This is a genomic window from Mycobacterium gallinarum, assembly GCF_010726765.1.
GTDB lineage: Bacteria > Actinomycetota > Actinomycetes > Mycobacteriales > Mycobacteriaceae > Mycobacterium > Mycobacterium gallinarum.
The window spans coordinates 1,600,943-1,621,552 of record NZ_AP022601.1 but is presented as its reverse complement, the minus strand read 5'-3'; the positions used below and the strand labels follow the sequence as shown (position 1 = coordinate 1,621,552).

Genomic DNA, 20,610 nt, shown 5'->3' with positions numbered 1-20,610 from the left:
TACGCGATTCCGAGGTGAACCATTTCGGCCGTCGTAGCGTGTTTAGAAGCGTGCGTCCAGGCCATACATCTGCGGCGCCATGACCGGGAGGAGATCGAAATGAGGCTTCGGTTCTTGCGGATTGGTCGGTCGGTGATGATCGCAGGGCTGGCCGCCCTGCTGGCGTACGGACTCGTCAGCCCGCCCGCCGCCCTCGCCGATGACCGTCTCCAATTCACCGGTACGACCCTGTCCGGCGCACCGTTCTCGGGTGCGAGCCTGGTCGGCAAGCCTGCGGTGTTGTGGTTCTGGACGCCGTGGTGCCCGTTCTGCAACGCCGAGGCGCCGAACGTCAGCCAGGTCGCTGCAGCCAACCCCGACGTCACGTTCGTCGGTGTCGCAGCCCGCTCGGACGTTTCGGACATGCAGGGATTCGTATCGAAGTACAACCTCGACTTCACGAATCTCAATGACGCCGACGGCTCAATCTGGGCGCGTTACAACGTGCCCTGGCAGCCCGCCTACGTCTTCTACCGCGCGGACGGCTCGTCGTCGTTCGTCAACAATCCGACCTCGGCGATGCCCCTGAAGGAATTGTCCGATCGGGTAGCGGCGCTCGCTTAGCCGGTCGCCCCCGCGTGGACCAGGATCTGATCGGTCTGGCGTTCGCCGCCGGGTTGGTCGCCGCGCTCAATCCGTGCGGCTTTGCGATGCTGCCCGCCTATCTGGCACTCGTGGTGCGGGGCGACGTCGACGGCGAGCGAGGCGGCCCGCTCACCTCGCTGGGCCGTGCCGTCGCGGCGACCGCGGCCATGGCGCTCGGCTTCGTTGCGGTGTTCGGCACGTTCGGACTGCTGACGATCGCCGCGGCATCGACAGTGCAGCGTTACCTGCCCTACGTCACGGTGGTCATCGGCGGGGTCCTCGTCGCCCTCGGCGTCTGGTTGTTGCTCGGCCGCGACTTCACGGCGCTGATTCCGACTGTGCACACGCGTTCGGCGCCGACTGCGCGCCTGGGCTCGATGTTCGGCTACGGCGTCAGCTACGCCGTCGCGTCGTTGTCCTGCACGATCGGCCCCTTCCTCGCGGTCACCGGGATGGCGTTCAAGGGTGGTTCCCATGTCGGCGGGGCGCTCGTCTACGTCGCCTACGCCGCCGGATTCACATTGGTGGTCGGCGCGTTGGCCGTAGCCGCCGCGGTGGCGAGTTCCGCCGTCGCCGACCGAATGCGCCGAATCATTCCTCACCTCAACCGAATCGGCGGCGCGCTGCTTGTCGTCGTCGGTCTTTACGTGAGCTATTACGGCGTTTACGAGGTGCGTCTGTTCAACACCAACGGAGACCCGGCTGATCCGGTGATCGCCGCCGCCGGCCGGGTACAAGGTGCGCTAGCAGGCTGGACTCATCAACACGGAGCCTGGCCCTGGGTGGTGCTGGTGGCCGCGCTCGCCGCCGTGCTCGTGGCCTTGCGCGCGAGGGCTACAACCGCCTCGAGATATCGCCGTGCAGGTCGGGCCACGGCGGGCGACGAACCATAGCTATGCCGGCGAATGCGACCGACACGAGTCCGACACAGATGCCCAGCAGCGCGATGCGGGTGGCGTCGGCGGCGGGAACCCATGAGGCCGCGCCGTCTTTGACGACGAACACCCCGAGGGCGCCGCCGCGCGCCCTGCTCACCGGGATGACCGTCGTGCCGTCAGCGGTTTCGTGCGGCTGTCCGTACACACGTGAGGCATCGGGGTGTGCGGCGTCGCGCAGTTCTGAAACGTCTCGCAGGTTCATGCCTTCATGCTTACTACCGCACGGCGGTTCCGGGAAGTCGATGAGTTCCGCCGGTCGCCGCAGTCTCCATTGCAGTCACCGCGGTGCGACATCGGAGGTCTTTGTGGTTTTGCAGGAGGTCATCGTCGCCGGTCATCTCATCGTCGACCCTCAGCGGCGCGACGACTACCTGGCGGGGTGCGTGGACGTCGTCCGTCAAGCCCGCGCGACCGCGGGCTGTCTGGACTTCGCGTTATCGGCCGACCTTGTCGACGCTGGGCGGATCAACATCCTGGAACGCTGGGAGTCGCAGGCCGCGGTCGAGGAGTTCCGTGGCAGCGGTGTCGGCGTCGAACAGGGGGCGGCCATCCGCGCCGCGTCGGTAGCGGAGTACGACGTGGGCGCCGCCCGCAACCTCAGTTGATGCGGCTCGGGGTTGTGACGAGTCCCTGACGTTGCGCTGGGTGTCGCCGGTGCGCGTCACGTTGCTGAGGGGCGATTCGGACAGCGCAGCGGGGGCGACGCGACCCGACCGTCGGACCGGCACCGCCGACGCTTGAAAGGCCGTAGACGTGGGTATAGGCGCGGTTGAACTCGAGTTGGCAACCCGCCCCGTCAATGACGAAGGACCACGATGCGAGAATATTCGCTGGCGTCAGTAAGTGGCGCCCCCCGATAGGCGGATTCACGGATGAGGCCAATAGGGTTTGTCTCATGTACTGTGCGTAAACTGCGCACATGACGGGGGAGGTCACCGCACCGACGCGGGGCCTTCGCAAATTTTCCAGAACCAACGTCAGAGGCTATATACCTTGCCAGAAACGACCAGCGACGAGAGCGGTCTGAAGCCGCATTTCGAGGACGTGCAGGCGCACTACGACCTGTCCGACGAATTCTTCCGGCTCTTCCTCGACCCGACGCAGACCTACAGCTGCGCGTATTTCGAGCGCGATGACATGACGCTGGAAGAGGCGCAGATCGCCAAGATCGATCTGTCGCTCGGCAAATTGGATCTGAAGCCTGGAATGACGCTTCTCGACATCGGCTGCGGGTGGGGCGCCACGCTCAACCGGGCGCTGGAGAAGTACGACGTGAACGTCATCGGCCTCACCTTGAGTCAAAACCAGAAGGCCCACGTCGAGAAGGTGTTCGCCGACTCGCCCAGCACGCGTACCAAGCGGGTGCTTCTCCAGGGCTGGGAGCAGTTCGACGAACCCGTCGACCGCATCGTCTCGATCGGCGCCTTCGAGCATTTCGGCCGCGATCGCTACGACGATTTCTTCAAGAAGGCCTACGCGGTGCTCCCGGACGACGGGGTGATGCTGCTGCACACGATCATCAAGCCCGAGGACAAGGAGTTCCTGGACAAGGGTCTGAAGCTGACCATGAGAATCGTCCGGTTCTCGAAGTTCATCATGGACGAGATATTCCCCGGCGGTGATCTGCCGAAGCCGTCACAGGTCGAGCAGCACGCCGCGGAGGCTGGCTTTGAGCTCAAACGCGCACATCGGCTGCGGATGCACTATGCCCGCACTCTGGACATCTGGGCGGACAAGCTGTCGGCCCGCAAGGACGAAGCGCTCGCGATTCAGTCTCAAGAGGTCTACGACCGGTACATGAAGTACCTGACGGGTTGCGCCGACCTCTTCCGTGAGGGCTACACCGACATCTGCCAGTTCACCCTCGCCAAGAGCTAGGACCGCCGCGCCCGCCGCCAATCCGCGACGCGACGGGTCAGCGGGTGTTGGCTCCCACCTTGGTGATCGCGTCGATCACTTCCGACGGCGCATCGAGGGAGACGAACGTTCTCGCATCGGGTACCTCGATCAGCGTCGAGTCGGTGAACAGAGCTGCCAGCCTGCGGCCGAGCGCCGGGGTGAATGCGCGATCACGCTGACCCCAGACGATGGTGACCGGTTTGGTGAAGCGGGGCAGGCGGGTCGACACATCGGTCAGGTCGGTCTTGGCGACTGCGCGCAGTAGGCGTGCCAGGTCGCGTCGGATCCGAACGTCGGTGCGGCCGGGCTCCAGCCACGACGCCGTCAGTTGGGCATCCGGATTGACAAGCAGGCCGAAGCCGAGCGGCGAATGCCGCAGTGCCTTGATCCGCATCTGCTCGAACAGCACCTTGATCGACCGCGGTCCGCGCAGCAAGGCGAACACGAGCGTGAACGGGAACGGTGGGAACTTGTCGAAAGCGTCGCAGTTGGTCAGGACCAGCCGGCCGACGAGGTCTGGGTACGCGTCGACGACCAGCTGACACAATCCGCCGCCGGTGTCGTTGCCGACCAGGGTGACGTCCGAAAGACCCAGTTCGACGATGAAGTCACCGATCATGGTCGCGACCGAACGGGGGGACAGTTCGACGCCGTCGTTGACCGGAATGGTGTGCGAGCCCAACGGCCAGTTCGGCAGGTAGCACCGGAAGCCACGCTTTGCCAGACCGTCGGCCACGCGGTCCCACAACCGGCTGTCTACCAGGATTCCGTGCACGAACACCACGGGCGGGTGCGGCGAGTCCTCCGGGCCCAACACGCGGTATTCGATGGTGGCTTGATCCAGTACGGCCTGCGGCATGTTCGCTATCCTTCCCGTAACTTACAAACACCTGGTATGAAAGTTACGTGCAGTCTGTATGAAAGTCAACGATCGGGCCGCAGCGGCGCCGACCACCCGGCGCACCCAGGCGGAGCGCACCGCCGCCACGCGGGCGCTGCTGATCGATGCCGGCCGAAAGCTGTTTGCCGACAAGGGTTTCAATGATGTCTCGACCCAGGCGATCGTGGCCGCAGCCGGGGTGACGCGCGGTGCGCTGTATCACCAGTTCGACGACAAGGTCGGCCTGTTCGCGGCGGTCTACGAGCAGGTGGAGCAGCAGCTGGTCGAGGACATCGCGCGTCAGATCATGGAGCGCCAGCCCCTCGATCCGTTGGAGGCGATGCAGGTCGGGGCGCGATTGTTCCTCGATGGCTGTGCGGCACCCGATGTTCAGCAGATCGTGCTGATCGATGCCCCCGCGGTGCTGGGTTGGGACCGCTGGCGCGCTGTGGGGGTGAAATACGGGCTCGGGGTCATCGAGGGCATGCTCGCCCACGCGATCGCCGAAGGCGCGGTGCCCGAGCAGCCGCTGCGGCCGACCGCGCACGTGCTGCTCGGCGCGCTCGACGAAGCGGCGCTGTTCGTGTCCCGCGCGGCCGATCACGAACAGGCGCGCATCGAGATGGATGCGGTATGCGCGCGGTTGATCAGCGGGATCGCCGGGCGCGGATAGGTTCTGTCATGCCCAGTGCAGGCTGGATTTCCACACGGCGGTACAGGGGTCTGCTCTGGGCCGCGCTCATGCTGTCGTTGGTGCTGGGGACAGCGTTCATCGTCGTCGATCGGCGCGAAGCTGACCTGCTCCAGCGGGACATCGTGCCCTTGACCGATGAGCAGGCGGTGCAGCAGGTCTTCGCACCGGCCCGGCAGATCGTCGCCACCGCGCACCTGAACGAAGTCACCGCCGGCTACGCCTTCGTCTCCTGCGTCAGCGAGATCGAGCCGCCCTATCAGGTGGTCCTTTACATGAGTTTCAGGCTCCCGCAGGGTGATTGGGGTCGCCGCTTGGATGAGGTCGCCTCGGCGATGATCGACGGCGGCTGGGCGGATGCACCCGCCCCCGCCGAGCGCTTCGGCCGGAAACTCACCAGTGACGGCGTCACGGCTGTGCTGCAGCGCAACGGCGACGACGCGGGCTTTGCCACCGCGCGGTTGTACGGCGAATGCCGCAATACGACGGACCATCGAAACGACAATCCGGCGTGGACGGAAGTCAGTCTGTGACTTCGGCCATGCTGTGTTGCAGCAACATCGTGTCGAGCCACAGGCCGTGCTTGTACCCGACCGAAGTGAGCCGTCCGGCGTCGATGAATCCGCGATTGCGGTGCAGCGCAAGGGAGGCCGCCGCGCCTTCCGTGTCCACGATGACGGCGATGACCTGCCGTACCCGGAGGCGGCCACATTCGGTGAGCAGGGTATCCAGCAGCATGCCGCCGATGCCCAGCCCCATCGCGCTCGGCGCGAGGTACACGGAGTCTTCCACGGTGTGGCGATAGGCCGGCCGCGTCTTCCACGGTGCGCAGTAGCCGTAGCCCGCCACCTTGCCGTCCAAGCTCGCTGTCACAAAAGGCAATTCGCGTTCGGCGACGTCGTCGAAGCGCCTGCGCCACTCGTCTGCGTTCGGGGGAGTCAGCTCGAAGGTCGCCACTGAAGTCAGGACGTGATGGGCGTAGATCTCTGCGATCGCGTCGAGGTCGTCGGTGACCGCGGGCCGGATCGCCACATCGTTGCGGCTCATCGGCCGTTCAGCAGGCGACCGGATTCGATTCGCAGTACGGGGTGGTGCCGGGGAAGCGGTACCGATGGTCCGCGACCCAGCGGTACACCGCTTCCTCGAGTGACCGAATACCGGGTATGCGGTAGATCATCAGCGGGATCCGGGTGCCGAGGGCGACCGACACCGCGGCGTTGGCCGCCTCCGCTCCCGCGTACACGTTTCCCTCGGTGTCGAGCCAGCGCACCGAATCCATCAGGTTCGAGTCGGCAACGCCGAGCCGCTCCGCGGTGCCGGGGGTCTGCAGCGGTTCGGTGTGCAGGTCGCCGGTGCGGTTGAGTTTCAGCAGGAAGTTCCGCGATCGGGTGCACATGCCACAGTTGCCATCGAAGAACAGTGTTCCGGACATGCCCTCATTATCCCCGTCGGTGTCGTCGCCGGAGACTACCGGGCCGGTGGTCCCGGGGGCGCGGCGTCGGGTGCGGCGTCCCGGCGGCGGGCGGCCATGCCGCCCAGCGCCTCGAACACGACGCGGTGCGCGGCGTTCACCGTCAGCTCCGCGTGGTCGTAGGCCGGCGCCACCTCGACGACGTCGACGCCGACGACGTCGTGTTCTCGACAGAGTTGCCGAACCAACCTCAGCAGGTCGGCCGTGGTGATGCCGCCCGGCTCCGGGGTCCCGGTGCCGGGTGCGTGCGCGGGGTCCAGCACGTCGATGTCGACGGAGACGTAGAGCTTCTCGGCCTTGGCGAGCGCCTCGTTCACGGCGTCGCGCATGACCTCCTTGAAGCCGCGATCCCAGATCTCCTGCATGGTGTGCCACGTCATGCGCTGCTCTTGCATCCACTCGAAGGTGTCCTGCGGCGGCCAGTAGCCGCGCAGGCCGACCTGGACGAAATGGCTGCCGGGAACGGCACCGGATTCGATGAGCCGTCGCATCGGTGTGCCGTGGCTGGCGAGATTTCCTTCGATCTCGTCGGCGGTGTCGGCGTGCGCATCGAAGTGCACGATGCCCACGTTGCCGTAGCCGTGGACGTCGGCGACGGCGGTCGCGGCCGGCCAGGTGATCGAGTGGTCGCCACCGAGGATGACGGGCACGATGCCGCGCGACGCGATGGCGTTTACGCGCTCTCGAATGTTGTTGTGGGAGACCTCGGTCTGCCCGTGCGGGCAGTACGCGTCACCGAAGTCGACGACCTCCAGCCAGTCGAAGATCTCGAGGCCGAGATCGAGGTGGTAGGTGCCAGGTTCGTAGGCAGTCGCCCGAATTGCGCGCGGACCGAAGCGGGCGCCCGGCCGGTTCGTGGTCCCGACATCGAACGGCGCCCCGACGATCGCCACGTCCGGTCGCCACGACTCCAGCTGTTCGACCTCGGTGAGGAAGGGCCGGTGCCCGAACGATGCCACGCCGGCATAGGCGAGCTCGAGCTGTTCGATCATCCCCGGCGGAAGGTCGCGCTGATGTCCGTGATCGTGATCGTGGCCCATTCGTCGACCGTACCGTCCCCTGCCTTCGATGTGGGCCCAGTCGCCGATTCACTCGGACACGTTATGGGGTTGCCGCTCAACCGAAGTGAGCGCTTCGCGCAGCAGCGGCGGGATGGGCCGTTTGGCCCAGTCTTCGGTCGAGACGACGACGTAGACGTTGTGACCGCGTACCGCGGACTTGTGCTCGGCGGTGGGTTCGCCGTCCTTGCCGCGCAACACGTTGAAACCGAGGGTGAAGCTGGTGGATCCGATTCTCTCGCAGTTGACCTCGACGCGGACGGCGTCTCGCCACCTGACCGGGCCCGCGAAGTCGATCTCGCTGTGCACCACCTGGATGTCGTACCCGCTCGCGATCAGCCCCGGATAGGTGACATCGAGATGGTCGAGGAAGCCGGTGCACGCCTCATCGAACCAGGTGAGGTAGTGACCGTTGAAAACGACACCCTGTTGATCGACCTCGGCGTAACGCGGCGTGATCGGCAACGAATACGAGGTCACCGCATCACCCTAGCCAGCAGGCTCGGCCGGGTTGCAGCGTGTTGGATCAGCGGCCGCCAGGCCCGGCAACGGCCGGAGGACTCCGCCGAGCGACCAGTACGCGGGTGTGTCGGCCGACGGCAGTGCCATCGAGTTCACTCCACCGCCGGACGGTCCACCGCCGATTCGGCTGCCCCAGGACCGGGTGTTCTCCCGCGAATACGGCGTGCGGCTGAAAAGCGCTGTCAGCGCCGACTTCTTTCGCCGGCTACTGGCCGACCGCGGATTCGAGATCGAAGGCCCGGCAACGGGAAACAGTTTCACCGCACGCCGGCGATGACCGGGGTGCGCGCATTCCCGCACGCCGTTCGGGAAGACTGAACCTGTGGACATGGTGACCATCGACGACATCAGGGCGGCGGCGACGCGGATTCACGCGTTCGTGGTGCGCACGCCGTTGCTCCCGACGCTGTGGGCCGACGCCGACCGGCCGCTGTGGATCAAACCCGAGAACCTGCAGCCCATCGGCGCCTTCAAGGTTCGCGGCGCGTTCAGTGCGATCGGCAGCCTCGACGAGTCGGTGCGCACCCGTGGCGTCGTGGCGTATTCCAGCGGAAACCACGCTCAGGCGGTGGCATACGCCGCCGCCGTCTATGGAATTCCGGCGACCATCGTCATGCCGAAGGAGACGCCTGCGGTCAAGGTCGACGCCACCCGCAGTCACGGAGCCGACGTGGTGCTCTGCGATGCGGGGCAGCGCGAGCGCGTGGCCGCCGAGGTGCTCGAGCAGACGGGCGGGGTGTTGGTTCCGCCGTTCGACCACCCCGACATCATCGCGGGACAGGGCACGATCGGCCTGGAGATCGCCGAGGATCTGCCCGCCGTCGAGAACGTCCTCGTCCCGGTGAGCGGCGGCGGGCTTGCCTCCGGGATCGGGACCGCCATCAAGGCGCTGTGCCCACGAGCCCGCGTCTTCGGCGTCGAACCCGAGCTCGCCGCCGACACCGCCGAGGCACTCGCCAAGGGGCATCGCGTGGACTGGCCGATCGAAGACCGGAACCGCACGATCGCCGACGGCCTTCGGTCGCAACCCTCGGAGTTGACGTTCGCGCATCTGCAGAGGGTGCTCGACGGCATCATCACCGTTTCCGAGGGCGAGATCGAAAGCGCAGTACGTGAACTCGCGAACAGGGCGCATCTGGTCAGTGAACCCAGTGGTGCGGTCGCATTGGCGGCCTACCGCCAGGGTCAGACGCCACCCGGTCGCACCGTGATGGTGCTGTCCGGTGGGAATATCGACCCACGTGCGCTGAACGACATCCTCGAGGGATGACCCTCGGGCGTCAGTGCACGCCTTCCATCAATCGGCTTATCCAGGGGGACAACGCGAATACGCCGATACCGACGCAAACGGCGACGACGCCGAGGCTGCCGAAGTATGCGAACTCGTGCGCCGGATCGTAGAAGCCCGACAGCACACCCGACATCGATGTGCCGACACCGACCGAGAAAAAGTACAGCGCCATCATCTGGGCCCGAAACGCTTCTGGGGCAAGCTTTGTCGTGACCGAAAGGCCGATCGGCGACAACATCAGTTCGGAGATCGCGAACACCGCCATGATGCCGAGCACCCACAGTGCGGGAACGGCCTTACCCGTCGTACCCGACATCGGCAGGAACAACAGGAACGCCACGCCCATTCCGATGACGCCATAGGCGAACTTCCGTGGGGTGGTGGGCGCGCGCTCACCGAGCCGGGTCCACATGAGCGCGAACAGGGGTGAGAGCAGGATGATCCATACCGGCTCGATGGATCCGATCCAGCTCGACGGAGCGGTCCAGCCGAAGATCGACCAGTTCATCCGTTCGTCGGAGTAGATGGCGAGCACGGTGAAGATCTGCTGAAACAACGACCAGAACACCGCGTTGGCGATGAACAGCGGAATGAACGCCCGCAGTCTGGTCCGCTCGATGGGTATTACCTTCGAACTCGTCAGCATCACGATGAAGTAGGCGACCGCCGCGGCGACGAGCACCCCGGTTGTGACCTGCGACAGGTTGGACAGCTTGACCAGACCTGTCACGAACGCCACCGCGGCCACCGCGATCGTGATGACCGCGACGCCCGCGTACCAGCCAATAGCGGTGCGGGGTAACGGATTCGGAACGGTGCGGCCGTGGTCGCCGAGGTTGCGTCGGAACACGACGTATTGCGTGAGTCCCAGCGCCATCCCCACGGCAGCGGCGCCGAATCCCCAGTGGAACCCGATCCGCGTCTGCAGCAGGCCCGTCACGAGCGGTCCGATGAAGCACCCAGGTTGATGCCCAGATAGAACAGGGTGAAGCCGCCGTCGCTGCGCGGATCGTCTTTCTCGTAGAGCGTGCCGAGCAGCGACGACGCATTGGCTTTCAAGGCGCCCGAACCGAGCGCCACCAAGACGAGCCCCACGGCGACACCGGAGAACCCCGGTACGAAGGCGAGCGCGATGTGGCCGCACATCACCACCAGGCCGCCGTAGAAGACGGTTCGCTCCATGCCGAGCACCCGGTCGGCGATCCAGCCGCCGAGGACTGTCGCCAGGTAGACCAGCCCGCCGTAGGCGCCCACGATCCCGGTCGCGGTGGCTTTGGGCATGCCAAGGCCACCGTCGGTGAGCGAGTAGTAGAGGTAATACCCGAGGATCGTCAGCATCCCGTAGAACGAGAATCGCTCCCAGAGCTCGACTCCGAACAAATTCGTCAAACCGATCGGATGGCCGAACACCGTGCGCCCAGCAGGTGTGCCCGCCAGGTGTCCTGTCACCGCCATGGGCGTCACCCTGCCATCCTGGACCCAATCGGGCCGACCAATCGAAAGAGCCAGGCGCGCGGGCAAAGCCACAGTCGCGAACATGCAGTGCCTTTCGTCGGCACAGCACACCTACGAACAGCTGTGAAGGCATCCGCGCAGCCGCCGGGACCCCCGCCCGGTGAGCCAGCTCACCCCGGCGCGGGTAAGGTCACCCCGAACAGATGGACGTCCGGAAGGGTGGTATGGACGCCGTACTCGGCTTATCGGTGACGCCGTCCGCCGTCGGTCTCGTGCTCGTCGAAGGGCAGGACGCCGACGGTTCGACAGTCGACCGTGAAGCCTTCGAAATCGTTTCCGGCCGGCATGCGACGCCGTTCGACACCTCGGAGAAGGCGGCCGCCGCCGTGCTGCGGACCGAGGCGATCGCGGCAACCCGTGGTCAGCGCCTGCACTCGATCGGTGTGACGTGGAGTGACGGGGCCGACGCGGAGGCCTCACTGCTGTTGAAGTCCTTGAACGACCGCGGTTTTGACAACGTCGTACCCATCCGGCTACCCGAAGCGACGGAAGCCCTGGCATGGGGAATCGCCGAGGTCATCGGATACGAAGTGACCGCGGTGTGTGTGATCGAGCCCGAAACGGTGATCACGCTGATCGTTCATTCGGGCGAGGGCGCCGTGCAGACTGCCGTCAACCATGCGATCGACACCGAAGAGGCCTTGCTTCGCTGGTTGAGTGCCGTCTTCACGAGGGCGGACTGGCGCCCCGAGGCGTTGGTCGTCGTCGGTTCGGGGAGTGAACTCCACGGCGTCGTGCCCCGACTCGAGGACATCTTGGGAGTTCCGGTGTTCGTTCCGGCCGAATCCGAGCTCGCACTGGCCAGGGGCGCCGCGCTGGCGTCAGCGCACAACGCGGAGGTCATCAAGATCGGCCAGGTGGCTGAGCGGGCCCCGAGGGAGCGCCGCAGGCAGCTCGGTACGACCGGCCCGCTGGCCATGCTGGTGGCCGGTGCAGTGACCTTCGTCGTCTCGGTGTCCGTGGCCGTCAGCCTCGAGGTGACGCCCGAGCGGGACATCGCTGCGCCGGAGCCACAGCCCGCGGCCAAGACGAACCCTGACGTCGCGTCGGCCGCCGTCCGTGCCGCCCTTCCGGCCGCGCCGAGTGTGGCCGTCCCGATTCCGATCGCACCGGCGCCCCTGCCTCCGCCGGAAGCGCCACCCGTCGAGGTGGCTCCGCCCGAGGCCGCCCCCGCCGACATTCCCGAGATGCAGCCGGTCGACGGCATGCCGTCGGCGGCCCCGATCGACGCCACTGTTCCGGAGGCTCCGGTGTTGCCCCCGCCCGTCGCCCCGATCGAAGCGCTGCCGCCCGCACCGGGCCTGGTCCCCGCGCAGCCGACGCCGGTGCAGCAGCGCCCAGGTCTGCTGACCCGGATCAGGGATCGGCTGTCGAACATCGGTGGGAACGACGAGGCCGCCGCACCACAGGCACCCGCGCCCGCCGCCGCCGGGGTACCTCCGGCACCGGGCGCTCCGCCCGCGCCGCTGCCCGAAGCCGCCGCAGTGCCGCCCGACGCCCCCGCGCCGCCACCGGAGGCGCCGCCGCTGCTGCCGCCTCAGTGACGGCATCTGTCACCGGTCCCGCGTTTCTGCGTCTGGTGCTGCGTGTCTCGATCGTGGCCGCGGTGCTCATCGCGATGGTGGTCGTCGAGTATTCCTCGCGTTCTGGCGTGACGTGGCGGCTGATCACCTTCACCTATCAGGTCAACATCCTTGCCGCGGCGTACTACCTGTGGACTCTGGTCTCCCCACGCGCCGACGCCCGGGTGGGGTTCCGCGGAGCAGTGGTGCTTTACGTCTTGATCGCCGGCGTCGTGTGGAACCTGCTGTTGACGGAACGGAGCATGGGTTACACGGTCGCGAACTTCCTGCTGCACGTCGTGGTGCCGGTCCTGGCGCTCAGCGACTGGCTGCTCGTCGGGCGTGGGCATGGACGGGTGAACTGGTGGCATCCGGTGGCCTGGCTGGCGTATCCCGCGCTCTATGTCGTTGTGGCTGTCGCGATTCTCAACGAGGTCGGCCGCCGCGCGCCTTACTATTTCCTGGATCCCGCCAGCGTCGGCGTGGCTACGGTGCTGCTCAACGTCAGTGTGCTGGGTGGCTGCGTGCTCGCCGCAGGCTATGCGTTGCTGGCAGTGAACCGGCTCGCTTCACCCGCGCGAATCGATGCCGCTTGAAACGTTCTGAGCGGCGGATTCGATGATCTGTCGACATGGAAAACAATATTGGTGACGACATGCGGCGGCCTGTGGGACTTGCGGCTACCTCGCTGACTCTCCCGGACGAACTAGGATGAATGTGTGCTGAAGCTTCGATTCGTGGCCGTGATCGCGGTCATGGTTGCCGCCCTGTCAGGCCCCGTTGCGACCGTGTCCGCCGGTGTCTCCACTCCGACTGACGTGGTCAGCATCTCGCCGTCCGGTACGACAGTCGGTGTGGCGCATCCGGTCACCGTGACCTTCGCGGGGCGCATCGCGGATCGCGCGGCGGCGGAGCGGAGCCTCGAGATCACGTCGACGGACACGCCTGCCGGAGACTTCAGCTGGCTCGATGACCATGTCATGCAATGGAATCCGACGGAGTTCTGGCCGGCGCACAGCACGATCGCGTTGTCCGTCGGTGGCGTGAAGGCGAATTTCCAGACCGGGTCGACCACGGTCGGGGTGGCCAGCATCAGCAATCACACGTTCACCGTCAGCGTGGACGGTGAGGTGTGGCGTGAAATGCCCGCGTCGATGGGCAAGTACGGGTTCGCGACACCGACCGGAAACTTCACCGCACTCGAGAAGCAGTCGGTCGTGATCATGGATTCGCGCACGATCGGCATCCCGCTGGACGATCCGGAGGGCTACAAGCTCACCGTCTACGACGCGGTGCGTGTCACGTGGGGCGGTGTCTACGTGCACGGCGCGCCGTGGTCGACCGGTTCCCAGGGCTATGAGAATGTCAGCCACGGTTGCATCAACCTCAGCCCGGACAACGCGGACTGGTACTACAACTTGGTTCGGATCGGCGACCCGATCATCGTGGAGGCGTAGCGTTTCGCTACGCCGGTACGTCGGCGTGCAGGTTCTTCACCGTCGGTGAGTTCTCCACCGCGGCCGGGTCCGGGTACGTCTGCAGCACGCGGTCTGCGGTGCCGGAACTGGTGACCGTGAACCAATAGTGTTCGTTCTTGTAGTGGTGATTGCGATGATTGCGCCAAATCGACCGATAGACAGCGGTTTTGGGCTTGTAGTCGGTATGGATCAGGTAATGGGTCCACTCGTAAACCAGGCCGGCCACTGCGATGCACACCAGGAATGTCAGGCCCATCCCGAGCCGGGGGAACGCCAGCAGAGCAGTTCCGATTGCGAGCGGAAGTACCCATGTCGCAAGTGATTTCCAGGGGATGAAGATCAGGGGAAGGCTGCGCGGATCCACGTGGTGGGCGCGGTGCTCCCTGGACAGCAGCGGGTCGATCGTCAGCCGGCCCACCCGTTTCGGGCGCCAGTGCAGGATGAACACGTGGATCATCCACTCGAAGAATGGGAACACCGCCACGATCGCCAGGGGTACGACCGCGTCAGTGAGCTGCCAGTCGCCGACGATGACCCGCGCGGCCACCGCGACGACGAGGACGGTGCCAATCATCCAGGGGGAGGGGTACTTGACGAACTGTCGGGCGGCGTCGCGAAGCGTCATCTTCTTGCGTGCGGTACGTGCGGCGGCGGTGGTCATGATTGGTCCTTGAGGTCATCGAGGGCGGACAGGAGCGAGGTCGTCGCGGGTTCGAGTAGGTCGTGTGCGGCTTGTCTGGCCCGCGCAGAATCGCCGGCGGCGATCGCATCGGCCAATTCGCGGTAGACCTGCGGGCGGCCCACCTCGTCGGCCATGACCGCGGCAAGGGCAGGTAGCGCGGGCTCGTAGGTTGCGCGAAGCGTGTTGTACATCAACCGGAGTGCGATCGAGTCCGCGCCGTCGACGATGTGATCCCAGAACGTCAGCGCGCACCGTTGCCGCTCGACGGGGTCGGTCTCGGCGGCCAGGGCAAGCAACGCCTCATCGAGTATTCCGGCGAGTTCGGGAGTACGCCGCAGGGCGGCGAGTTCGGCGACCTTGGGTCCGTTGTGCAAGCGGGTCTCCAGAATGCTGCGCACGACGGACACATCGAGTTCGCCCGCACGGATGAGCAGGCGGGGCAGCAGGTCGAGGCCGGCGTGGCGACGGAAATCGCGCACCGTGGTGGCGTCGCCCTGACGCACCTCGATCAGACCTGTTGCGGTGAGTCGCTTGAGCGCCTCGCGCACGGCGGGCCGCGAAACCCCGAGCACCTCCGCGAGCCTGCGCTCACTGGGCAGCGATTCCCCGGGCTGCATTTCGCCGCTGAGCACCTCGGCGACGATCTGTTCGAACACGTCCTCGGGCACCGAGCGGCGGTTCACCGGTTGAAGGGCCATACCGACACAGTGCCAGGCAAGTGGCCAGAGGTCAAGTGGTCAGACCAGTGACCTATCCGGCGGCGAGTCGCACCTTCATCGCCTCAGCGAGCGCGAGCATCGCTTGCAAGGGCCGCACCATGACGGTGAACTCGTCGATCGCACCGTCGGCGTCGACGTGGATGAAGTCGCAGCCTTGCACCTGTTTGTCGCCGACCCTGGCCTCGAACACCAGAGCATGGTCGGCCGCACCGTCGGCACCGATCTCACGGGTGTAGCGGAAATCCTCGAAAACGTCGATGACCGCGGCGAGGATCTGCCTCAGGGCCTCCCGCCCTTCGTACGGGGTGAAGACGACAGGGCTACGAAAGACCACGTCCTCGCGAACCAACGCGACGGCAGCGTCGAGATCTCTGGCTTCGATGGCCGCGCGGAAGGGGTGTACCACCACGTTCAGCAGCTGGCTTCGATACGGAACGTCGCCGTCACAGCGTTGCTCGGGTTGTCCTTGAACGAACCGTCGGCCTCGCCGGTGATCGTGAATTTTCCGCCCTGGCCGGTCACCTCGGCTTTGCCGACACGGCCGTCCCAGAACGTGCCGGTGAACCCGCCGAGATCGCGGAAATCGACGGATTGGACCGTGACGTCGCCGCCCTCGCTGTTCAGGAACGCCGTCAGTTTCGTCGGCTCACCGGGGGTCTTGATGTTCCACATCCACCCAGTCTGGGTGCACACCACCGCTTGCGCGTCGGCGGCGTTCTTGCCGTCGATGGTCACCTTCGCGGTGGTGCCGCCGAGTGCGGTCGGCGGCGCTGAGCACCCTGCTGCTGCGGCTGCGAGCACAACGGCGACCGTCGCGACAAGTCGATTGTCCATGTCGGATGACTCTATTGCGGTTGACGGTCCGCCATGTGCATTTCACCTCAGCGCGGCGGCGGTCGCCTCGTCGGCGGGCAGAAACGCCTCGATGGACAGTTCGGCTGCCGTCAGGTCCAGCGCCGTGCCGAATGTCGTCACCGTGGACAGGAAGGTGAGCAGCTGCCCCTGCGGGGTGTAGAGCTCCAACGGCACCGCGACACCGCCGAGATCGCGAGTTGCGTCGAATCCGCCTGGAAAGGCCTCGATTTCGGCCAGCAGCACTGACAGGTCGCTCGACCCACTCACCGCGGCCTCGCGGCGAAGCCGCTCGATGACGTGGTGGCGCCACTGCGCGAGGTTGCGGATGCGCGGTGCGAGCCCGTCGGGATGCAGCGAGATGCGAAGCGCGTTCGGCTGCTCGAGCAGACTCGGCGCCACGCCCTCGAGCAGCAGACCGGCACCCGCGTTCGCATGGACGATCTGCCAACCCCGGTCAACGACGACGCAGGGAAATGGGTCGTATGCGCTGAGCACCCGTTCGACGCCGTCGCGGACGGCGGCCATGTCCGGATCGTGCAGGGATCGCTCGCTGTAGACCGGGGCGAGTCCGGCGGCCATCAACAACTGGTTCTGTTCGCGAAGCGGAACGTCGAGCACCTCGGCGAGGCGCAACACCATCGCCCGGCTCGGACTCGAGCGACCGGTCTCGATGAAGCTGACGTGGCGCGCGGACACGTCCGCCTCGATCGCCAGGTCGAGCTGGCTCAGCCGCCGGCGCTGCCGCCAATCGCGCATCATCGTGCCGAACGGCGGCGTGTGCACAGCGGCGGTCGTCATCGGCCCAGTGTCGCGCACCGACGCACCCATGGCGATTACTCGTCAGGTAATTGCGCCGCTTACCCGGGTCGGGGAGTGTCAATGGTGACAGTCGAGCAGAGGAGAACGATCATGCGGACCGCACCGTCCGTCGACCGCCCGATCCCGAGGTGGCTGCACGTCGTGCTGATCTCCGATCGGGCCGGTTCGTCGTGGTACATCGGCACCGGGTTCTTCTTCGCCCCACTGCTGGTGCTGCTTTCACCATGGCCGACGGTCACCGCGATCGCGTGGGTCGTCATCGCGCTGGCAGGTCTGTGGCTGGGCCTGCTCGGTATCGCCATGGCGGCCGGACTCGCCATCGCCATGCGGTCGAACGTCGAGATCCCCGAGGACTATTGGCGTTCGCTGGTCGACTATCCGGTCAGGTAGCCCCTGCGCCGGTGTAGTCGACCTGCCAATGCTTGATGCCGTTGAGCCAGCCGGACCGTAGTCGTTCGGGCGCCGAAATCGGTCTGAGGTTCGGCATTTCGTCGGCGATGGCGTTGAAGATCAGGTCGATGGTCATCCGGGCCAGGTTCGCGCCGACGCAGTAGTGGGCGCCGGTGCCGCCGAAGCCGACGTGCGGGTTGGGATCTCGCAGGATGTTGAAGGAGTAGGGGTCCTCGAACACTTCCTCGTCGAAGTTGGCCGATCGGTAGAACATCACCACCCGGTCGTCCTTCTTGATCTCGACGCCGCCCAGCTCGGTGTCCTCGAGCGCGGTGCGCTGGAAGGAGGTGACCGGCGTCGCCCAGCGGACGATCTCGTCGGCCGCCGTCGAGGGCCGTTCCCGCTTGAAAAGCTCCCACTGGTCCGGGAATTCGGTGAACGCCATCATGCCCTGGGTTATCGAGTTGCGGGTGGTCTCGTTGCCAGCCACCGCCAACAGGATCACGAAGAAGCCGAACTCGTCGTCGGTGAGCTTGTGGCCTTCGACGTCGGCCTGCACCAACTTGGTGACGAGGTCGTCACCGGGGTTCTTGCTACGCTCGGCCGCCATCTGCATGCCGTACATGATCAGTTCGACCGATGCGGCCGTCGGGTCGTTTCTGGTGTATTCGGGATCCTGGTCGCCGACCATCTGGTTGGACCAGTCGAACAGCTTCATGCGGTCTTCCTGGGGGACGCCCATCAGGCCGGCGATCGCCTGCAGTGGAAGTTCGCACGACACCTGCTCGACGAAATCGCCGGATCCCTCGGCCGCGGCCCGCTTGGCGATGTCGTGCGCCCGCACACGCAGCTCGTCGCGCAGCGACTCGATGGCCCGCGGAGTGAAAGCCCGCGAGATGATCTTGCGCAAGTGGGTGTGATGCGGCGCGTCCTGATTGAGCAGCACGACCTTGCCGGCTTCCAACGACGCCGGATCGGCCTCGTCGCGGTACCGGGGCAGGGCGGTCTTCTTGTTGGAGGAGAAGACGTCGCTGCGCCGCGACACCTCCTTGACGTCCTTGTGCTTGGTCACCACCCAGAACCCGTCGTCGCCGAACGCGAGGTTGCCCCGTTCCTGCTTCTGCCACCAGATCGGGGCCACCTTCCGCATGTGGGCGAGCTCGTCGACCGGCAGCCTCTCCGCGTAGATGTCGGGATCGGTGAAGTCGAATCCGGGCGGAAGGTTCGGAGATGGCATCAGGAAATCCTCAGCGTTGCTCATATGACGTTGTCTAGGCCGGCAATCCATTGCTACACCACAGTTGGGGCCCGCTGCGGCCGGTTACAGATACTCCGAAGTAGAACGTGTTCCCACAGCCCGCCGATTCTTGACCGGTTGTTCACTCGGGACCCAGGTGTAACAATTTTGACGGTCAAACTGAAGCATTCGTTAGACGGGATTCGGTCCAGCTTGCGGAAGGGGGCTCCGGTGCGAATCGACATCGAGGTGAGGGCCGCGACAGTGGCCGTCGCGGGCGTGGGAACGCTCGCTGCGCTGCTGGGAGGAGCGACGACGGCGCAAGCCGACCCCGGCGTTCCCGTCCCGCCTCCCGCGCCCCCCGCAGTTGTCGGACCCGTTGTGCCGGGTCCTGTGCCTGCGTCGCCGCCGGCTCAGCCTGTCGCTGCGCCGGCGCCCCTCGTGCCGGCGGCTGCCCCCGCTCCTGCTGCACCTGGGATCGAAGCCGCGCCGGCCGCCGCTCCCGTCCCGAGCGATGCCGCACCGCCCGCGGAGGTCCCGCACCTAGCGAGCCCCGAGAATCTGCCGCCGGGCACCAGCATGGCCCCACAACCCAGCACCGGCGGTTCTTACCTCCGCGACCTCTGGCACGCCGTTCAGACGCAGGAGGTGAGTGGTAAGGACGCTCTGCTCCTGCTGACGCAGCGGCCGATGAATGCCAACGCCACCCCGCCGCCGGGACTCTCGGCGAATCCGGCGCAGCAGATGCCCGCGGCACCGCCGCCGGCTCCTGGTGATCCACCGCCGCCGGTTACGGCTCCCGCGCCTCCCGCTGCGCCTACGCCCGCACCGGCGCCTGCGCCGCCGACTCCGTAGCGGTCAGGATCGAACGTCGCTGCCGACCCGTGCCAGCAGTTCCTGCACCATCCGGACGTGAGTGGGCACCACGGGCGCCCAGAGCGCGCGGACCAACGCATTGTCGTGGCGCACGAAGGTGGCAAATAGCAACCGGTCGGTCGCACGCCTCAAGAGCAATTCCGCGGGCATGCCGAGTCGTGACTCAGCTCCCAGCAATACGAAATCCGGGTCTGCCGTGCGGATCTGCCAGCCGAGCACCGATCGGTCTGCTTTCGGCAGGCTCACCCTGAGGCCGAGTGCAGACCAGCCGGACAGCAGCTGAAGCCGCACCGCTGCGGGCGCGCCTTCCAGGATCGTGCGCATCCACTGCTCGGCGGATAGAGCGGACGGCTCGCAGACGTCGACGACGAATGCATCTTCATAGTCGACGCGGCCGAGCGTGCTCGCCGATCGGGTGCCCGGAGGCGGCGTGATCTGGCGGGCGACGGTTTGGGTGGTCGCACCGCGCTTCATCGAAGTCCCCGTTGAGAAGGAGCGGACCCGCTGCGGCGCTCCCGCCAGGCTCGACCTATGTCGCGCATCATCAGCGGGTAGACGATCAGGTGGCGAAACGGAGCAATCGCCGCCATATACGCGACACCGAGTGCGCCATTGGGCCGGACCAGAACCGCCATCTGTCCGCGAAATTGTCGCGAGCCTCCGGCCGCGTCGGGCACCCACCCGACATGCAGGACACCGTGCACCGTCCGGTTCGCGATCTCCATCGCGAACTCATCGTCGGTCAGGTACAGCGGGCTGAATGGAGACCCGTCTCTCGCGAGATCGTATGGGGCGTGGCGCAAGTCGTCTGAAAGCCGGTCCCGCAGCGTCTCGACGCGGGCGCCCAGACCCGCGTCGGTCCGGTCCAGGCCGAGTACCCGGCCGAGGGCCCACCGAACGGCGAACAGGGCCCGCACGACGGGAGAGGACTTTCCCGGATCGAACGTCGACCATAGGTCGACCAGTTGTCTGAAGTCGCCTTCACCACCGGGTGTGGGCAATGCCCACACATCGAGAACCTGAAAATCCTTGGCGAGATCGTGGATTCGCCACGGCCGCTGCGTGTGTTCGCTCTTGTCGAGTATCGCAGAACCAAGCATACA

27 protein-coding genes and 1 pseudogene are annotated in these 20,610 nt (G+C 66.1%); 13 read left to right on the top strand and 15 right to left on the bottom strand.

Features of this window, described 5'->3' with window-relative positions; all coding sequences use genetic code 11:
* Nucleotides 1-135: 135 nt before the first annotated feature.
* Both G6N42_RS08060 and G6N42_RS08055 read left to right on the top strand, forming a co-directional pair.
* Nucleotides 136-603 carry a protein disulfide oxidoreductase gene (locus G6N42_RS08060; protein WP_434059611.1) on the top strand — a complete coding sequence of 156 codons (468 nt, stop codon included), beginning with the start codon at nucleotides 136-138 and terminating at the stop codon, nucleotides 601-603.
* Nucleotides 604-617: 14 nt separating this feature from the next.
* Entirely contained in the window at nucleotides 618-1,517 is a 900-nt protein-coding gene (locus G6N42_RS08055; RefSeq protein WP_163728281.1) for a cytochrome c biogenesis CcdA family protein, read from the top strand.
* Here G6N42_RS08055 and G6N42_RS08050 read toward each other — a convergent pair.
* Nucleotides 1,459-1,764, bottom strand: a complete 306-nt coding sequence (locus G6N42_RS08050; RefSeq protein WP_163728280.1) for a hypothetical protein — start codon at nucleotides 1,762-1,764, stop codon at nucleotides 1,459-1,461. The two genes, G6N42_RS08055 and G6N42_RS08050, sit on opposite strands and share 59 nt — an antisense overlap.
* Nucleotides 1,765-1,867: 103 nt before the next feature.
* Here G6N42_RS08050 and G6N42_RS08045 point away from each other — a divergent pair, with 103 nt between their 5' ends.
* Together G6N42_RS08045 and G6N42_RS08040 are read left to right on the top strand one after the other, a co-directional pair.
* A complete protein-coding gene (locus G6N42_RS08045) occupies nucleotides 1,868-2,167 on the top strand; it encodes a putative quinol monooxygenase (protein WP_232076107.1) in 300 nt (99 codons plus the stop codon).
* Nucleotides 2,168-2,555: 388 nt separating this feature from the next.
* Entirely contained in the window at nucleotides 2,556-3,440 is an 885-nt protein-coding gene (locus G6N42_RS08040; protein WP_163728273.1) for a cyclopropane mycolic acid synthase family methyltransferase, read from the top strand.
* 37 nt (nucleotides 3,441-3,477) lie between these two features.
* Here the strand turns inward: G6N42_RS08040 and G6N42_RS08035 are convergent, their stop codons facing one another.
* A complete protein-coding gene (locus tag G6N42_RS08035) occupies nucleotides 3,478-4,320 on the bottom strand; it encodes an alpha/beta fold hydrolase (RefSeq protein ID WP_163728270.1) in 843 nt (280 codons plus the stop codon).
* Between the two features lie 58 nt (nucleotides 4,321-4,378).
* Here G6N42_RS08035 and G6N42_RS08030 point away from each other — a divergent pair, with 58 nt between their 5' ends.
* The gene (locus tag G6N42_RS08030; protein ID WP_163728267.1) at nucleotides 4,379-5,014 is read left to right on the top strand and encodes a TetR/AcrR family transcriptional regulator; all 636 of its coding nucleotides are present in this window, start codon (nucleotides 4,379-4,381) and stop codon (nucleotides 5,012-5,014) included.
* Between the two features lie 8 nt (nucleotides 5,015-5,022).
* On the top strand, nucleotides 5,023-5,565 hold the full coding sequence (locus G6N42_RS08025) for a lipoprotein LppJ family protein (RefSeq protein WP_163728264.1): 543 nt from the start codon (nucleotides 5,023-5,025) through the stop codon (nucleotides 5,563-5,565).
* Here G6N42_RS08025 and G6N42_RS08020 read toward each other — a convergent pair.
* Genes G6N42_RS08020 through G6N42_RS08005 form a run of 4 tightly spaced genes read right to left on the bottom strand, consistent with a single transcriptional unit; the run spans nucleotide 5,555 to nucleotide 8,041 of the window.
* Nucleotides 5,555-6,079 carry a GNAT family N-acetyltransferase gene (locus G6N42_RS08020; RefSeq protein ID WP_163728261.1) on the bottom strand — a complete coding sequence of 175 codons (525 nt, stop codon included), beginning with the start codon at nucleotides 6,077-6,079 and terminating at the stop codon, nucleotides 5,555-5,557. The genes G6N42_RS08025 and G6N42_RS08020 overlap by 11 nt on opposite strands.
* A 7-nt stretch (nucleotides 6,080-6,086) precedes the next feature.
* Nucleotides 6,087-6,464: a thiol-disulfide oxidoreductase DCC family protein gene (locus G6N42_RS08015; RefSeq protein ID WP_163728258.1), complete on the bottom strand. Its 378-nt coding sequence runs from the start codon at nucleotides 6,462-6,464 to the stop codon at nucleotides 6,087-6,089.
* A gap of 35 nt (nucleotides 6,465-6,499) precedes the next feature.
* A complete protein-coding gene (gene speB / locus G6N42_RS08010; protein ID WP_174262033.1) occupies nucleotides 6,500-7,543 on the bottom strand; it encodes an agmatinase in 1,044 nt (347 codons plus the stop codon).
* A 48-nt stretch (nucleotides 7,544-7,591) separates the two neighbouring features.
* Complete coding sequence (locus tag G6N42_RS08005) at nucleotides 7,592-8,041, bottom strand: acyl-CoA thioesterase (RefSeq protein WP_163728256.1); 450 nt, start codon at nucleotides 8,039-8,041, stop codon at nucleotides 7,592-7,594.
* 31 nt (nucleotides 8,042-8,072) lie between these two features.
* Between G6N42_RS08005 and G6N42_RS08000 the strand changes: the two genes are divergently transcribed.
* Together G6N42_RS08000 and G6N42_RS07995 are read left to right on the top strand one after the other, a co-directional pair.
* On the top strand, nucleotides 8,073-8,360 hold the full coding sequence (locus tag G6N42_RS08000) for a hypothetical protein (RefSeq protein WP_163728253.1): 288 nt from the start codon (nucleotides 8,073-8,075) through the stop codon (nucleotides 8,358-8,360).
* A gap of 51 nt (nucleotides 8,361-8,411) precedes the next feature.
* Entirely contained in the window at nucleotides 8,412-9,353 is a 942-nt protein-coding gene (locus G6N42_RS07995; RefSeq protein WP_163728250.1) for a threonine ammonia-lyase, read from the top strand.
* A 10-nt stretch (nucleotides 9,354-9,363) separates the two neighbouring features.
* On the opposite strand, the pseudogene G6N42_RS07990 reads toward G6N42_RS07995, so the two are convergent.
* Nucleotides 9,364-10,829 (bottom strand): annotated as a pseudogene (locus G6N42_RS07990) (peptide MFS transporter).
* 203 nt (nucleotides 10,830-11,032) lie between these two features.
* Between G6N42_RS07990 and G6N42_RS07985 the strand changes: the two are divergent.
* The 3 genes from G6N42_RS07985 (at nucleotide 11,033) to G6N42_RS07975 (ending at nucleotide 13,908) form a co-directional block, all read left to right on the top strand.
* The gene (locus G6N42_RS07985; RefSeq protein ID WP_232076106.1) at nucleotides 11,033-12,433 is read left to right on the top strand and encodes a DUF7159 family protein; all 1,401 of its coding nucleotides are present in this window, start codon (nucleotides 11,033-11,035) and stop codon (nucleotides 12,431-12,433) included.
* Nucleotides 12,430-13,047 carry a Pr6Pr family membrane protein gene (locus G6N42_RS07980; protein ID WP_163728246.1) on the top strand — a complete coding sequence of 206 codons (618 nt, stop codon included), beginning with the start codon at nucleotides 12,430-12,432 and terminating at the stop codon, nucleotides 13,045-13,047. Before G6N42_RS07985 ends, G6N42_RS07980 begins: the two co-directional genes overlap by 4 nt.
* 123 nt (nucleotides 13,048-13,170) lie before the next feature.
* The gene (locus tag G6N42_RS07975; protein ID WP_286201638.1) at nucleotides 13,171-13,908 is read left to right on the top strand and encodes a L,D-transpeptidase; all 738 of its coding nucleotides are present in this window, start codon (nucleotides 13,171-13,173) and stop codon (nucleotides 13,906-13,908) included.
* 7 nt (nucleotides 13,909-13,915) lie between these two features.
* Here the strand turns inward: G6N42_RS07975 and G6N42_RS07970 are convergent, their stop codons facing one another.
* From G6N42_RS07970 to G6N42_RS07950, 5 genes are read right to left on the bottom strand one after another with little or no spacing between them, the layout of a single operon-like run.
* A complete protein-coding gene (locus G6N42_RS07970) occupies nucleotides 13,916-14,590 on the bottom strand; it encodes a sterol desaturase family protein (RefSeq protein WP_163728243.1) in 675 nt (224 codons plus the stop codon).
* A complete protein-coding gene (locus G6N42_RS07965) occupies nucleotides 14,587-15,309 on the bottom strand; it encodes a FadR/GntR family transcriptional regulator (RefSeq protein ID WP_163728239.1) in 723 nt (240 codons plus the stop codon). Before G6N42_RS07965 ends, G6N42_RS07970 begins: the two co-directional genes overlap by 4 nt.
* Nucleotides 15,310-15,361: 52 nt before the next feature.
* Nucleotides 15,362-15,736, bottom strand: coding sequence for a nuclear transport factor 2 family protein (locus G6N42_RS07960; protein ID WP_163737158.1), 375 nt, complete (start codon nucleotides 15,734-15,736; stop codon nucleotides 15,362-15,364).
* Between the two features lie 5 nt (nucleotides 15,737-15,741).
* On the bottom strand, nucleotides 15,742-16,164 hold the full coding sequence (locus G6N42_RS07955; protein ID WP_163728236.1) for a lipoprotein LpqH: 423 nt from the start codon (nucleotides 16,162-16,164) through the stop codon (nucleotides 15,742-15,744).
* 42 nt (nucleotides 16,165-16,206) lie between these two features.
* Complete coding sequence (locus tag G6N42_RS07950) at nucleotides 16,207-16,983, bottom strand: helix-turn-helix domain-containing protein (protein WP_163728234.1); 777 nt, start codon at nucleotides 16,981-16,983, stop codon at nucleotides 16,207-16,209.
* 111 nt (nucleotides 16,984-17,094) lie between these two features.
* Between G6N42_RS07950 and G6N42_RS07945 the strand changes: the two genes are divergently transcribed.
* A complete protein-coding gene (locus G6N42_RS07945; RefSeq protein WP_163728231.1) occupies nucleotides 17,095-17,394 on the top strand; it encodes a hypothetical protein in 300 nt (99 codons plus the stop codon).
* Here the strand turns inward: G6N42_RS07945 and G6N42_RS07940 are convergent.
* Complete coding sequence (locus G6N42_RS07940) at nucleotides 17,387-18,631, bottom strand: cytochrome P450 (RefSeq protein ID WP_163737155.1); 1,245 nt, start codon at nucleotides 18,629-18,631, stop codon at nucleotides 17,387-17,389. The genes G6N42_RS07945 and G6N42_RS07940 overlap by 8 nt on opposite strands.
* A gap of 231 nt (nucleotides 18,632-18,862) precedes the next feature.
* Between G6N42_RS07940 and G6N42_RS07935 the strand changes: the two genes are divergently transcribed.
* Nucleotides 18,863-19,486 (top strand): hypothetical protein, encoded by a 624-nt coding sequence (locus G6N42_RS07935; protein ID WP_434059570.1) that lies wholly within the window; start codon nucleotides 18,863-18,865, stop codon nucleotides 19,484-19,486.
* A gap of 3 nt (nucleotides 19,487-19,489) precedes the next feature.
* Here the strand turns inward: G6N42_RS07935 and G6N42_RS07930 are convergent, their stop codons facing one another.
* Both G6N42_RS07930 and G6N42_RS07925 read right to left on the bottom strand, forming a co-directional pair.
* Complete coding sequence (locus G6N42_RS07930) at nucleotides 19,490-19,981, bottom strand: hypothetical protein (protein ID WP_163728228.1); 492 nt, start codon at nucleotides 19,979-19,981, stop codon at nucleotides 19,490-19,492.
* Nucleotides 19,978-20,607: a DUF2867 domain-containing protein gene (locus G6N42_RS07925; RefSeq protein WP_163728225.1), complete on the bottom strand. Its 630-nt coding sequence runs from the start codon at nucleotides 20,605-20,607 to the stop codon at nucleotides 19,978-19,980. Before G6N42_RS07925 ends, G6N42_RS07930 begins: the two co-directional genes overlap by 4 nt.
* Nucleotides 20,608-20,610 lie beyond the last annotated feature (3 nt).